Genomic DNA, 12,372 nt, shown 5'->3' on the forward strand with positions numbered 1-12,372 from the left:
TTCTCGCCCGCGTTCGGTGAAATCGCCGTCGGCCGTCGGCCGTCGGCCGTCGCCGTCGGAGAGGGAATCGATGAGGTGCTCGGCGACTGCTTCGACAAAGGGCGGGTCGATCAGTGACAGATCGTCACCCTGGACCGGCACGACCGCGAGAGAGCGCCCCGGGGTCGCCCGTTCCAGGTCCGCCTCGAACCCGAAGACGGCGCGGGTCCGAGGCGATCGTCGGCGGCGCCCTCTTGCGCCCGGTGCAGGCGTGGCGCGCGGCGTGTCGATTTTGAGAGCCGTGTTCTCCTCATCGAGGATCAACAGCACCGGTTGAGCTCGGCGATCCACGCCATCGGGCCGGACCGACTCACGGGGCTGATTCATGAGCCGACTGCGCAATATCGGCATACTGGCGGCCGTCATCCTGCCTTCCTTCATGACGGCCCTTGACAGCACAGCCGTCAACGTCGCTCTACCGCAGATCCAGAGGGAACTCGGCCTGGACGAGTCAGCCCTGAAGTGGGTAGCCGCCATTTACCCGCTGACGCATGCCAGTTCTCTTCTGTTCGGCGGCCATCTGGCGGACAGAAAAGGACGCCGACTGACCCTGACCCTCGGCGTGGTCGTCTTCACGGTGTCGTCGGTGCTGTGCAGCGCGTCGAACCAGGCCGGTGCTTTGATCGCGGGCCGAGGAATGCAGGGAGCCGGAGCCGCATTGATCTCACCGGCGTCCCTGGCGGTGCTGTCGCACGACCTCCCTCCACGTGCCAGAAGCGGCGGCATCGCCGCGCTCACGGTCGCGTTGGCCTCAGCCCTGGCCGGCGGTCCCGTGCTGTCCGGGCTGATCACGCAACACCTGGGCTGGAACTGGCTGTTCGTGATCAACATTCCGGTCGGAGTCGTGTGTCTCCTCTTCTGCGCTGCCTACGTGCCTTCCCCGGTGTCTTCTCCGGCGTCGCAGGTCGTTGGCGTGCCCACGCTCCCTCTCCGCGTCGTGGCCTTTGTCTGCCTTCCCGTCGGTGGACTCTCCTATTGCTTCATCCAGGCTCCCCGTGACGGATTCGGCTCCCCCCATATCGCGATTGTCGGCATCATCTCCGTTCTGTCCCTCCTCTCTCTCCCCGTACTGGCCATGCGGCCGTCATCCCGCCGACGGTCCGCTGTCAGAGTCCTGTTCGGGCAGCGAGCTTTCACGGGTGGAATCATCAGCCAACTGCTCTGGGGTCTGGGCATCAGCGGCGTCTACTTCTTCACCACACTGTTCATGCAGAACGTGTTGCGTCTGAGTCCCACATCTGCGGGGCTCCTGTTCACGCCGGTCGCGCTGACTCTCCTGATGACCGCTCCCTTCGTCGCTCACCTGGCTCGCCGCTGGGGGGACGGGCGCGTGTCCGCGTCGGGACTCTTCCTCGTCTCCATGGGCTTGTTGCTCGTGGCGCTGGGGAGCGGGCGCCACGACGCCCTGGCCCTCGTTCCCGGGCTGGCGGCCATCGGCGTCGGGTCGGCCCTCGCTGTCCCGCTGACCACACGCGCCCTGGAGTCCTCCCCGGACGGCCTCTCCGGAATCGCCGCCGGACTGTTCGGCGCCACGCGAGAGGCGTCCGGAGTCTTCGGCATCGCCGTGGTCGGTCTGATCGTGACGTTCGTACAGCGTTCGGTGTCATCGACCAGCGTGGACTCCGAGCAGGCCTTCCTGATCGGCTACCAGACAGGCCTCTGCGCCGCTGCCGCCCTCGTGGCCACCGGCGTTCCCATCGCCCTGTGGGCGCTGCGCAGACACGTGTGCCCACAACACGGCTGCTGCGCGGCCTGAGCGACCTCGCACTCGACGGGGCCGTCTCGGCATGGCGTTGACCTGCCGGCCGGCCGGGACCTATGGTCGCGGCGGTGGGGCCCGCCGTACCCGAACCGTGGCATCGGCGCCGCCGACAGTCCCTGCCAGCGATGGTGTGTGCCCCACCGGTGTGCGGGCCCCGGCGAGCAGGAGACGTACGTTCATGACAGCCCCGAACTCCCAGGCGGTGGAACAGCCCACGGACCTCGACGTCGGTCTGCGTGTGCCCGTCCGGCGGCACCTCCTGGCGGGCGCAGGGGCCGATCGTGGCGACGGCGTTCGCGGCGCTCGCCGCTGTACGGCTCGCGGTGGCATCGAGGGCTCCGGCGCGCCGTCGCTGATCCACACCTCCCTCGTCGGCAGGGGGAGCGACGCGTGTTTCCGGGCACGGGGCTGTGCGTGGCGCTGACGACGTACTCGACGTTCTCGTACGAGACGCTGCGGCCGGCCGAGGACGGGACGTTGTTCTTCGCCGCGGCCGACGTGATCGCGAGCGTGGTGGCCGGGCCGGGCGCGGTGTTCGTCGGGATCGCCTTCGCGGAGGCGTCGTGGGCGTGACCGGGGCGTCCGTCCGGCGGCCGAGCCGGATGGGGCCCTGGCGGTTCGTCGTCTGGTTCGGCACGGTCAGCCTCCTCGCGGACTTCGTGTACGAGGGCGCCCGCTCGATCGCCGGCCCGCTGCTGGCCTCGCTGGGCGCGTCGGCCCTGGTGGTCGGTGTCGTCACGGGTGCGGGTGAGGCGGCGGCCCTGGGGTTGCGGCTCGTGTCGGGACCGCTGGCGGACCGTACCCGCCGCTTCTGGGGCCTGGCGATCGCCGGATACGCGCTGACGGTGGTCTCCGTGCCGCTCCTGGGCGTGGTCGGCGTGCTGTGGGCGGCGTGCGCGCTGGTGATCGCCGAGCGGGTGGGCAAGGCCGTGCGCTCGCCGGCGAAGGACACGATGCTGTCCCACGCCACCGCCGCGACCGGGCGCGGGCGCGGCTTCGCCGTACACGAGGCGATGGACCAGGTCGGCGCGCTGGTCGGACCGCTCGTCGTGGCCGGCATGCTCGCCCTCACCGGCGGTGACTACGGTCCGTCGCTGGCCGTGCTCGCCCTCCCGGGCGTCGCTGTGCTGGGGCTGCTGCTGTGGCTGCGGGCCCGGGTGCCCGACCCCGAGGCGTACGAGCGGGAAGCGGCCGCTGCCACGGACGAGCCCGCGCCGGACGGGCGTCTGCCGACGGCGTTCTGGACGTACGCGGCGTTCACCGCCGCCACCACGGCCGGGTTCGCCACGTTCGGCGTGCTGTCGTACCACCTCGTCGTACGGCATCTGGTGGCGGCGGCCTGGGTGCCGGTGCTCTACGCCGCCGCCATGGCCGTCGACGCGGTGGCCGCGCTCGCGACGGGCCGGCTGTACGACCGCCACGGCGCACGCGTGCTGATGGCGCTGCCGGTGCTGACCGCCGCCGTAGCGGTCCTGGCGTTCACCGACACGGTCGCGATCGCGGTGGCCGGGTCCCTGGTGTGGGGTGCGGCCATGGGGATCCAGGAGTCCACCCTGCGGGCCATGGTCGCGGATCTGGTGCCCAGTGGACGGCGGGCGACCGCGTACGGGCTGTTCGCCGGCGTGGTCGGCGCGGCGAGCCTGGCCGGTGGGGCACTGACGGGTGGTCTGTACGGCCGTTCGATCCCCTTGCTGATCACGGTCGTGGTCGGCGTCCAGGTGCTGGCTCTGGTGCTGCTGGCCGTCACGCCGGCGGCCCGGCGCTGATCCAGCAGGGGGCGGAGGAGCGGCACGGGCCGCGGCCGACGGCGGGGAACCGTCCGGCTGCCGGGAGTTCGGAGGTCTTGCCGGTGACGGTGTCACGCGGGGGCAGGCCGCGAGCCTGCCGCTCTCTTCGTCGTCGGTGCCGCTCGGCGCTCCCGCCGCTCACGCCTCCTGCCGGGCGTCGATCTCGGCGATCAGAGCCTCGACGCGGGTCCTGATCTCGTCGCGGATGGGGCGCACCGACTCGACGCCCTTGCCGGCCGGGTCCTCCAGCGCCCAGTCGAGGTACTTCTTGCCGGGGAAGACCGGGCAGGCGTCGCCGCAGCCCATGGTGATGACGTAGTCGGATGCCTGGACGGCCTCGGTGGTGAGGATCTTCGGCGTGGCGTCGGCGATGTCCACGCCGGCCTCCCTCATCGCCTCGACGGCGGACGGGTTGACCTGGTCACCCGGGACGGAGCCGGCCGAGCGGACCTCGATCCGGTCGCCTGCGAGGTGGTCGAGGAATCCGGCGGCCATCTGGGAGCGGCCGGCGTTGTGGACGCAGACGAAGAGCACGGAGGCGAGCGGGGCGGTGGACATGGGTTCTTCCCTCGGGTCGGCGGGTGGTTCAGCTGGGCAGGGAGCACAGCGGTTCGCTGCTGTGGGCATCGATCGCGTCGCGGATGCCCCGGACGGCGGCGGGCGGGGCGCCGTGCCGGGTGGCGAGGCGGGAGACTCCGGCGGCCGGGCGCCGGCCGGGCAGGACGGGCAGGAGGGGCAGGAGGGGCAGGGAGGAGGCGGACACGGGGACTCCTTCGACGCGCCCAATGAGTCAGCCCGCGCTGGTATCAGCGTGCGGTGATGTGACAGTATCAGGGCATGCTGACTTCAGTCGATCCTGATGTGATCCGGGTGTTGGGCGATCCGCTCCGCCTGAAGATCGTGAACCTGCTGGCGCGCGAGACGCTCTGCATGACGCACCTGGTCGAGGAGACCGGAGCCAAGCAGACCAACCTGTCCAACCACATGAAGGTGCTGCGCGAGGCCGGGCTGGTGGAGACCGAGCCGTGCGGGCGGTTCACCTACTTCAGGCTCAGGCCCGATGTCCTGGCCGGGCTGTCCGAGCGGTTCGCCGCGCTGGCCGCCTCCGCCCGTACCGCTGCCGAGAACAAGAGGGCCTGCCCGTGACCTCCTCCGCCGGGCCCGCTACCGCCGACGGCGCCTCGTCGGCCGGCGGGGACGACTCGATCGTCAAGAAGCTCTCCGCCCTCGACCGCTACCTCGCGGCGTGGATCCTGCTCGCCATGGCCGTCGGCCTGGGCCTGGGGCGGGTCGTCCCGGGACTGAACGACGCGCTGGCGAAGATCGAGATCGCAGGGATCTCCCTGCCGATCGCGCTCGGCCTGCTCGTGATGATGTATCCGGTGCTGGCGAAGGTCCGCTACGACAAGCTGGATTCCGTCACCGGCGACAAGAAGCTGATGGTCTCCTCGCTGGTCGTCAACTGGATCGTCGGCCCCGCGGTCATGTTCGCGCTGGCGTGGATCTTCCTTCCGGACCTGCCCGAGTACCGCACCGGCCTGATCATCGTCGGTCTCGCCCGCTGTATCGCGATGGTCGTCATCTGGAACGACCTCGCGTGCGGCGACCGCGAAGCGGCTGCTGTCCTGGTCGCGCTGAACTCCGTCTTCCAGGTGATCGCGTTCGGCCTGCTGGGCTGGCTCTACCTGGACCTGCTGCCGGGCCGGCTGGGCCTCGGGGACGGTGAGCACCTGGACATCTCCATGTGGGAGATCGCCCTGAACGTCGTCATCTTCCTGGGCGTCCCGCTCCTGGGCGGGTTCCTCACCCGCCGCATCGGTGAGCAGAAGGTGGGCCGCGAGTCCTACGAGACGAAGTTCCTGCCCAAGATCGGGCCGTGGGCGCTGTACGGGCTGCTGTTCACGATCGTCATCCTCTTCGCCCTCCAGGGAAAGACGATCACCTCTCAGCCGCTGGACGTCGTACGGATCGCCCTGCCACTGCTGGTGTACTTCGCACTCATGTTCTTCGGCAGCTTCCTGCTCGGCAAGGGCCTCGGCCTCGCCTACGACCGCACGGCGACGCTGGCGTTCACCGCGGCGGGCAACAACTTCGAGCTGGGCATCGCGGTCGCCATCGCCACCTTCGGCGTGACCTCCGGTCAGGCACTGTCCGGCGTGGTCGGCCCGCTCATCGAGGTGCCCGTCCTGATCGGCCTGGTCTACGTCGCGCTGGCCTGGCGCCGAAAGTTCGCCACCGACCCCCGTCAGCCGGTGAAGGGAACGACGTGAACCGCCTGGACCCGCCGTCCGCGCTGCCCGCGCAGCCTGTGCAGCCGGTCCGGACACCGTGACGAGCGGCCGGCACACTCAGGTGGTGGTGATCGGCGGCGGGCAGGCCGGACTCGCCGCCGGCTATCACCTGCGCCGTAACGCACTCGGCTTCGTCATCCTCGACGCCCAGGCTGCGCCGGGCGGGGCCTGGGGGCACACCTGGGACTCTCTGCGCCTGTTCTCCCCGGCGGCGTTCTCCTCGCTGCCCGGCCGGCTCATGCCCGCCCAGGCGGGCGAGGAGTACCCGCAGGCCGCTCACGTCGTCGAGTACCTGGCCGATTACGAGCAGCGCTACGACCTGCCCGTGCAACGCCCGGTCCGGGTGAGCGCCGTACGGCCCGACGCCGGGCGGCTGCGCGTGGAGACCGACGCGGGCGCCTGGACGGCCGAAGCGGTCGTGTCGGCGACCGGCACCTGGTGGCGCCCCTTCCTGCCCGCGGTTCCGGGCCGGGAGGTGTTCGGCGGCCGCCAGCTGCACACCGCCGGCTACCGGCGCCCGGCCGACTTCACCGGCCGGCGGGTCGTCGTGGTCGGCGGCGGGAACTCCGGCGCGCAGATCGCCGCCGACCTCGTCGTTCACGACGATATCGACCTGACCTGGGTCACCCGGCGCCCGCCCCGCTACCTGGCCGACGACATCGACGGCCGTGCCCTGTTCGACGCCGCGACCGCCCGCCGCCGTGCCCTGGACGACGGCGCGCCCGATACCGGCGGCGTGGCCTCGCTCGGCGACATCGTCGCTGTGCCGCCGGTCCGCGCCGCACGGGACGCCGGGCTGCTGAAGGCCCAGCCGATGTTCGAGCGCCTCACCCGCGACGGGGTGGTGTGGGCCGACGGGGCATCGGCCCGCGCGGACGTGGTGATCTGGTGCACGGGCTTTCGGCCCGCCCTGTCCCACTTGGCCCATCTGGGGCTGCGCGAGCCCCGCGGGCACATCGCCACCCAGGGCACGCGCGCCGTCGGCGAGCCGCGGCTGCACCTGCTCGGCTACGGCGACTGGACCGGACCTGCCTCGGCCACCCTGATCGGCGTCGGACGCCCGGCCCGCGAGGCCGCCGCGCAGATCGCGGATCTGCTGTCCTGACCGGGGCGCCCGCCCGTGCGACCGGCGGCGCAGCCGGGACATGCGTTTCGACGGCGACGGCGACGGCTACGGCTATGGCTACGGCGACCGCATGGGCGGGCGCCCCCGGCCGCGCTACGGCGTCGCCACCGTGCTCGGTCTCGGCTCGATACGGCGACGGCCGACTTCCGCAAGGCCCTGGCGGGCGATATCCGGCAGAAGGTGACGCAGCAGTTCGCGGGCGGTCTGCGACTGGCCGTCGGCGAGATCGCCGAGCGGTGCGCGCTGAGGCCGTCGAGCGCGTCAGAACGCCTCAGTCTGCTGCGCCGCGGCGGCCTGTCCTCTCCCGGGAGGAGGGCAGGCAGGTCTTCTGCCGCGCCGACGGTGCGCGCATCGGGGAGTCGTCGGCCATGATCTGCCGGCGGCCCATGGCCGGCCGCCGAGCGGCTCGGCGCGCTGTACGCGTACCTGGCGCGCTGCTGCCCGCCGGGCCGTGCCTGACCGGCGGCGCCGACCGTGATCGGTCAGGTGCGCAGGTCGAGCATGGCGGACATCGCGGCGAGCACGGACGGGGCGACCTGGTAGTACACCCAGGTCCCGCGCCGCTCGGAGGTGAGCAGTCCGGCTTCGCGCAGCTTCTTCAGGTGGTGGGAGACGGTCGGCTGGGAGACGCCGACGTCGGAGATGTCGCACACGCAGGCCTCGCCACCGGGATGCGAGGCGACACGAGAGAACAGCCGCAGCCGCACCGGGTCGGACAGCGCCTTGAACATCGCGGCCATCCTCTCCGCGTCGGCCTGCGACAGCTCTCCGGCGGTGATCGGCGGGCAGCAGGGCACCACAGCGCCGGCATCCAGAACCGGCAGTTCGACGACCTCTGACTTCGACATGCGCCTATGTTGACACCCGTCGATACGGGTGGCAAGCTCCAGACATCGAAGACATTGACGGGCATCGAAACAAGAAGTCGTCGTGACAACTCGGATCCGCACCGCTTCCCCCGCCGCCCGGCCCAGCCGCGCCCGGCCCCGCCGCACGGCTCGTCACCTAGCCGACGTCACCTTCTGTGACGGCTGTGCACAGGCCTGCGACGCCTGCTTCCGGGCCATGGCCCACCAGCAGCACGCCCGGTGCGCACTCTCCTCCGCCCGCTGATTCCGCCCCGACCACTCAGGGAGACCGACCACCATGAGCGAGCAGCAGCTTCCCGTCGTCGTCATCGGAGCCGGCCCCGCCGGCCTGGCCGCGGCCGCCCACCTTGTCGAGCGCGGCATCGAGCCCCTCGTCCTGGAAGCCGGCCCGGCCGCCGCCTCTGCGGTGCGCGAGTGGAGCCACGTGCGTCTGTTCTCCCCGTGGGGTGAACTCACCGACCCGTCCGCCGAAAAGCTGCTCGCCCCCACCGGCTGGACCAAGCCGGACGCCACCGGCTACCCCACGGGCGGCGACTGGGCGGACCTCTACCTGCAGCCGCTGGCCGACGCCCTGGGCGACCGCGTCCGCTACGGCGCGCGCGTCACCGGCGTCTCCCGCGCCGGACGCGACCGCATGGTCGACGCCGACCGTGAGACCCAGCCCTTCGTCCTGCATCTCACGACCGCCGACGGCCGTGAGGAGCGTCTCCTCGCCCGAGCCGTCATCGACGCCTCCGGCACCTGGACCACACCCGCCCCGGCCGGAGCCGACGGTCTGCCCGCCTTCGGCGAAAAGGCCGCCGCCGACCGGATCACCTACCGCGTGCCTGACCTCAAGGACCCCGCCGTGCGCGCCCGTTACGCAGGCAAGCGCACTGCCGTCATCGGCTCCGGCGCCTCCGCCTTCACCGCTCTCGCCACCCTCGCCGACGTCGCCCGGAACGCGCCGGGCACGCACGCGGTATGGGTGCTGCGCCGCGGCCTCAGCGGCTCCACGTTCGGCGGCGGAGAAGCCGACCAGCTGCCGGCCCGCGGCGCCCTGGGCCTGGCGGCGAAGGCCGCCGTCGACGACGGCCATGCCGACGCCGTCACCGGCTTCCGCACCGAAGCGATCGAGCGGGCGGACGACGCACGGCTGGTCCTGGTCGGCGAGGACGGCCGACGTCTCGACCCCGTCGACGAGATCGTCGTGCTCACCGGTCTGCGCCCGGATCTGTCGTTCCTCTCGGAGATCCGCCTAGGCCTGGACGAACGCCTCCAGGCGCCCACCGCGCTGGCACCGCTGATCGACCCCAACCAGCACTCCTGCGGCACCGTCTACCCGCACGGCCACCGCGAGCTTTCCCACCCCGAGCCCGGTGTCTACCTGGTCGGCATGAAGTCCTACGGCCGTGCTCCCACCTTCCTCGCCATGACCGGCTACGAGCAGGTCCGCTCCGTCACCGCCGCCATCGCCGGCGACCTCGAGTCCGCCGACCGCGTCGAACTCACCCTCCCGGAAACCGGGGTGTGCGGAGGCGCCGGCCTCTTCGACGACCCCACCGCCGGACAGACCGACGGCTGCTGCGCCCCGGCGCCCGCGCTCGTGCGACTCGGTGTCGGCGCGCCCGCAGCCGCTGTCGCCGAGGAGGCGTCGGCCGGCGGCTGCTGCGGCTCGTGACCACCCTCGACACCCCGAGCGGGGCACCCCCTCTGCCCGTCCCTCCCCTCGTGGTCGGGGTTCATCAGGTCCAGGCAACGGACGCACACGCCTGAATTTCGTGAGGGTGCTGTGCGCCGGGTGATCGAGACGGGCAGGCCGATCCCGGAGGTCGCCGAGGGGCCTGGTGTGCGTTCCGCCCGCGCTGCACAACAGCCGCGTGTCGCGGTGGCGGCGGAACAGGTCGGCGTCGTCCGACCACGACACGCGGGTTCGGAGCAGCCGAACGAAGGGCTGCTCCGAACCCGGAGGACCGGTCAGTTGACGGTCAGGGCGGCGGTGTTGTCGGTGAGGTCCGGGTCGAAGTCGAAGGGGTGCTCACCGAACTCGCCCCACAGCGGATGGATGCTCACGGCGCCGGTGGCGCCGGGTACCACGGTGTCGACGCGCACGGAGAACGCGAACGTGCGCTGAGTGTCCTGAAGCACCCAGTAGGGCAGTGCGCAGTCGTAGCGCGGGGCTCCCGTCTGCCTCGGGTAGTAGCTGCCGGCGAGGGTGTGCGGGGTGCAGCCGGAGGGCACACCGGTGACCGTCGTGCCCTGGGGTACGACCAGTTGGACGCGGGCGACCGGTTCGCCGGAACCGAGGTTGCCGAACCATGCGGGGCCGTTGTTCTTGAATGTGAGCTCGGCGGTGGCCGTCCGGCCGGCCGCGGCGGAGATGGTGTCACCGGTCACGGAGAAGTCGGCCGTGTTGTCGGCGCCGAGCCCGAGGGCCATGAAGTCGTTCCTCGAGTCGAGGTCCTGGGCGTCGCCGCCCGGCTCCACGTCGATGTCGAGCCGTTCGTTCAGCGCATGCGGGGCGAGCCGAACCGTCAGAGGTTCGGGCAGTTCGAAGGAGTCGCCGGGCTTCAGTACCCGGTCGAAGCGGCAGGTCTGCGTGCTCGACGGTGGATAGTCGCCGCTGTCCGACGTGGTGTGGGTGCAGGCGCCGTACCGGGTCAGATCCGTCAGGCCGTAGGAGGCGGACAGCGTGACGATGAAGCCGTTCGCGCTCACGTTGCCGTTGTTGGTGATCTTCAACGGGATCGTGCGCTCGTCGCCGGGCAGGCCGTTCTCGATGTCGTCGATGGGGGCGATGGCGAGGTCCGGGCCGGAGCCGACGGTCAGCGTGGTCTCGAAGCTCTCGTGCGGGGCGGCGAGGGTGCCGTCGGGGCCGCCGGTGGCCGTCGCCTCGTAGGTGATCCGGCCGCGTGCGCCTGCTTCGGCGCCGTCGGCGGCACGCACCGTGAGGAACACCTGGTCCCTGTAGTCGCTCTGGATCGCGGGCACCACGGGAACGTCGCAGACCGCGCGGGTGCCGGTGGGCGTGCAGTTGTCGGGCCACGTCACGTCGGCCACGCCGGCGAGGCCGGAGACGTCGACGGTGAGCCGGCCGTCGGTCACCGTGAAGTTGGCGTTGTCGTGGTAGAGGCCGACGCCGAGGGTGCGAGACTGCGGCTGACCGCCGTCGCTGCCGAGTGGCAACGCCTGCTCGTACGGCTTGTTGATCCACAGTTGGTCGGTCTGCGGCGGCTCGTCGCCTGCGAAGGCGGGCGCGGCGAGGCCGACCGTCAGCAGGCCGGCCGTGACGGCCAGGGCGGCGCCGGATCTGAGCGGTAACGGGCGTCCGGCGGCAGGCAGTCTCATGTGTTACCCCCATGGATGTGGTCGCGCGACTGACGTGCCGGCAGTCCCGGCGCATCGTCAGGATCATGACATGGCGGCCCGGTCGCAGCGTCCGGATTTCCTGGGCCTGGTGGGCTTTCGCGGTGCGCCGGGGTCCCGCGGTGCTCCGGGGGACGGTGCGTCCCGGTCTGCTGAACCGGAGCCGAACGGGACGAGCCGTGTCACCGGCTGGTCCCGGGGTGCGGGTGTCCGTGCGAGCCGGACGGCTGGAGTCCGCGGTGGCGGCGTGTGCCGTGACGCCCGTGCGGGACGGATCGGTCCAGACTTCCGGCATGACCGAGAACGAGGCACGGTTCGGCCCGCCTGAGTCACTGCTGCAGTTGATCGACAACCTCGCGCGGTTCCACCGCGAGCACGAGGAGTACTACGCGCAGGCTCCGCTGCGGCAGGCAGGTGAGCTGCAGGCACGGTCCCGGGTGCTGAAGGCGTTGGCCGACCGGTGGAGCGTGGTCGCCGTGGGTGAGCGGGCGTCGGCGGTCGGGTTCGCCGGCGCGGAGGACCTGAACGCTCCCGGGCTCGTCGCGGAGTCGGGAGTTCTCTTCCTGGAGGGGGAGGGTGAGCCGGCCGAGTTGCAGCGCCTGAAGCGCGAACTCCGGCAGGTGGCGGACGACGTCGATCAGACGGGCAGTTGGCTGGCTCAGGCGATGGAGCAGGCCTGGGAGATCGCGGGCAGTCTGGCTGCCTATCGGGAGTTGGCCGACCTGCTCGGAGAACGGCACCGCATCATCGCCGACGACTGGCAGTCGGCCGCACTGCAGTCCCTGATCGCGCGTATGCTGCGGCGCGCCCTCGACCTGCTGGCCGAGGTCGACTTCACACCGGCGGCGCTGCGGGCCGACCTGGGAGGGGACAGGACGGCCCCCGCCTACCTGTATTCGGCTTCCGAACTGCTGGACCGGTCGGCGGACCTGATGGTCGAGTCGGCGATGCTGGTGCACGACAACGAGCGGCGCTGGCGTGTCTTCCGGGCTCGGGTTCGTGAGCTGCGGTCCGCGTAGGCGGGTTCACGGGGTCTGCCGCGCGAGAGGCCCGGTCCGGCGTCCGGTGGCCGCCCCTGACCCTCTCGATGCGGCGGGTCATGGCGGCGAGGCCGGGCACGTCAGGCAGCCGCTGCCGGTCTGTTCCCACCCCC

General features: G+C 71.6%; 11 protein-coding genes and 1 pseudogene. 8 read left to right on the forward strand and 4 right to left on the reverse strand.

The features are described from left to right. Window positions 1–364: 364 nt before the first annotated feature. The 3 genes and pseudogenes from IE239_RS07520 to IE239_RS07530 all read left to right on the forward strand — a co-directional run bounded on the left by IE239_RS07520 (window position 365) and on the right by IE239_RS07530 (window position 3,567). Window positions 365–1,795 carry an MFS transporter gene (locus IE239_RS07520; protein WP_190148472.1) on the forward strand — a complete coding sequence of 477 codons (1,431 nt, stop codon included), beginning with the start codon at window positions 365–367 and terminating at the stop codon, window positions 1,793–1,795. 357 nt (window positions 1,796–2,152) lie between these two features. Beyond that, window positions 2,153–2,374, forward strand: a pseudogene (locus IE239_RS07525) (fluoride efflux transporter FluC); the annotation flags it as partial. Next, the gene (locus IE239_RS07530) at window positions 2,371–3,567 is read left to right on the forward strand and encodes an MFS transporter (protein WP_229877889.1); all 1,197 of its coding nucleotides are present in this window, start codon (window positions 2,371–2,373) and stop codon (window positions 3,565–3,567) included. The pseudogene IE239_RS07525 and the gene IE239_RS07530, both read left to right, overlap by 4 nt. A 159-nt stretch (window positions 3,568–3,726) precedes the next feature. On the opposite strand, the gene IE239_RS07535 is transcribed toward IE239_RS07530, so the two are convergent. Together IE239_RS07535 and IE239_RS07540 are read right to left on the reverse strand one after the other, a co-directional pair. Beyond that, window positions 3,727–4,146 (reverse strand): arsenate reductase ArsC, encoded by a 420-nt coding sequence (locus IE239_RS07535; RefSeq protein ID WP_190148473.1) that lies wholly within the window; start codon window positions 4,144–4,146, stop codon window positions 3,727–3,729. 28 nt (window positions 4,147–4,174) lie between these two features. After that, complete coding sequence (locus IE239_RS07540) at window positions 4,175–4,351, reverse strand: hypothetical protein (RefSeq protein WP_190148474.1); 177 nt, start codon at window positions 4,349–4,351, stop codon at window positions 4,175–4,177. A gap of 74 nt (window positions 4,352–4,425) precedes the next feature. On the opposite strand from IE239_RS07540, the gene IE239_RS07545 reads away from it, so the two are divergent. The 3 genes from IE239_RS07545 (at window position 4,426) to IE239_RS07555 (ending at window position 6,984) form a co-directional block, all read left to right on the forward strand. Then, the gene (locus IE239_RS07545) at window positions 4,426–4,734 is read left to right on the forward strand and encodes an ArsR/SmtB family transcription factor (RefSeq protein WP_190148475.1); all 309 of its coding nucleotides are present in this window, start codon (window positions 4,426–4,428) and stop codon (window positions 4,732–4,734) included. Beyond that, the gene (gene arsB / locus IE239_RS07550; RefSeq protein WP_190148476.1) at window positions 4,731–5,858 is read left to right on the forward strand and encodes an ACR3 family arsenite efflux transporter; all 1,128 of its coding nucleotides are present in this window, start codon (window positions 4,731–4,733) and stop codon (window positions 5,856–5,858) included. The genes IE239_RS07545 and arsB overlap by 4 nt, the downstream gene beginning before the upstream one ends. 85 nt (window positions 5,859–5,943) lie before the next feature. Continuing rightward, complete coding sequence (locus IE239_RS07555) at window positions 5,944–6,984, forward strand: ArsO family NAD(P)H-dependent flavin-containing monooxygenase (protein ID WP_373308068.1); 1,041 nt, start codon at window positions 5,944–5,946, stop codon at window positions 6,982–6,984. A gap of 503 nt (window positions 6,985–7,487) precedes the next feature. On the opposite strand, the gene IE239_RS07560 is transcribed toward IE239_RS07555, so the two are convergent. Beyond that, window positions 7,488–7,853, reverse strand: a complete 366-nt coding sequence (locus IE239_RS07560; RefSeq protein WP_190148478.1) for an ArsR/SmtB family transcription factor — start codon at window positions 7,851–7,853, stop codon at window positions 7,488–7,490. A 298-nt stretch (window positions 7,854–8,151) separates the two neighbouring features. Here IE239_RS07560 and IE239_RS07565 point away from each other — a divergent pair, with 298 nt between their 5' ends. After that, window positions 8,152–9,534: an NAD(P)-binding domain-containing protein gene (locus IE239_RS07565; protein WP_190148479.1), complete on the forward strand. Its 1,383-nt coding sequence runs from the start codon at window positions 8,152–8,154 to the stop codon at window positions 9,532–9,534. A 296-nt stretch (window positions 9,535–9,830) separates the two neighbouring features. Here IE239_RS07565 and IE239_RS07570 read toward each other — a convergent pair whose 3' ends face one another. Beyond that, entirely contained in the window at window positions 9,831–11,201 is a 1,371-nt protein-coding gene (locus IE239_RS07570) for a COG1361 family protein (RefSeq protein WP_190148480.1), read from the reverse strand. 311 nt (window positions 11,202–11,512) lie between these two features. Between IE239_RS07570 and IE239_RS07575 the strand changes: the two genes are divergently transcribed. Further along, window positions 11,513–12,238 carry a hypothetical protein gene (locus IE239_RS07575; RefSeq protein WP_190148481.1) on the forward strand — a complete coding sequence of 242 codons (726 nt, stop codon included), beginning with the start codon at window positions 11,513–11,515 and terminating at the stop codon, window positions 12,236–12,238. Window positions 12,239–12,372 lie beyond the last annotated feature (134 nt).

The organism is Streptomyces humidus, from assembly GCF_014649655.1.
Taxonomy (GTDB): Bacteria; Actinomycetota; Actinomycetes; order Streptomycetales; family Streptomycetaceae; genus Streptomyces; species Streptomyces humidus.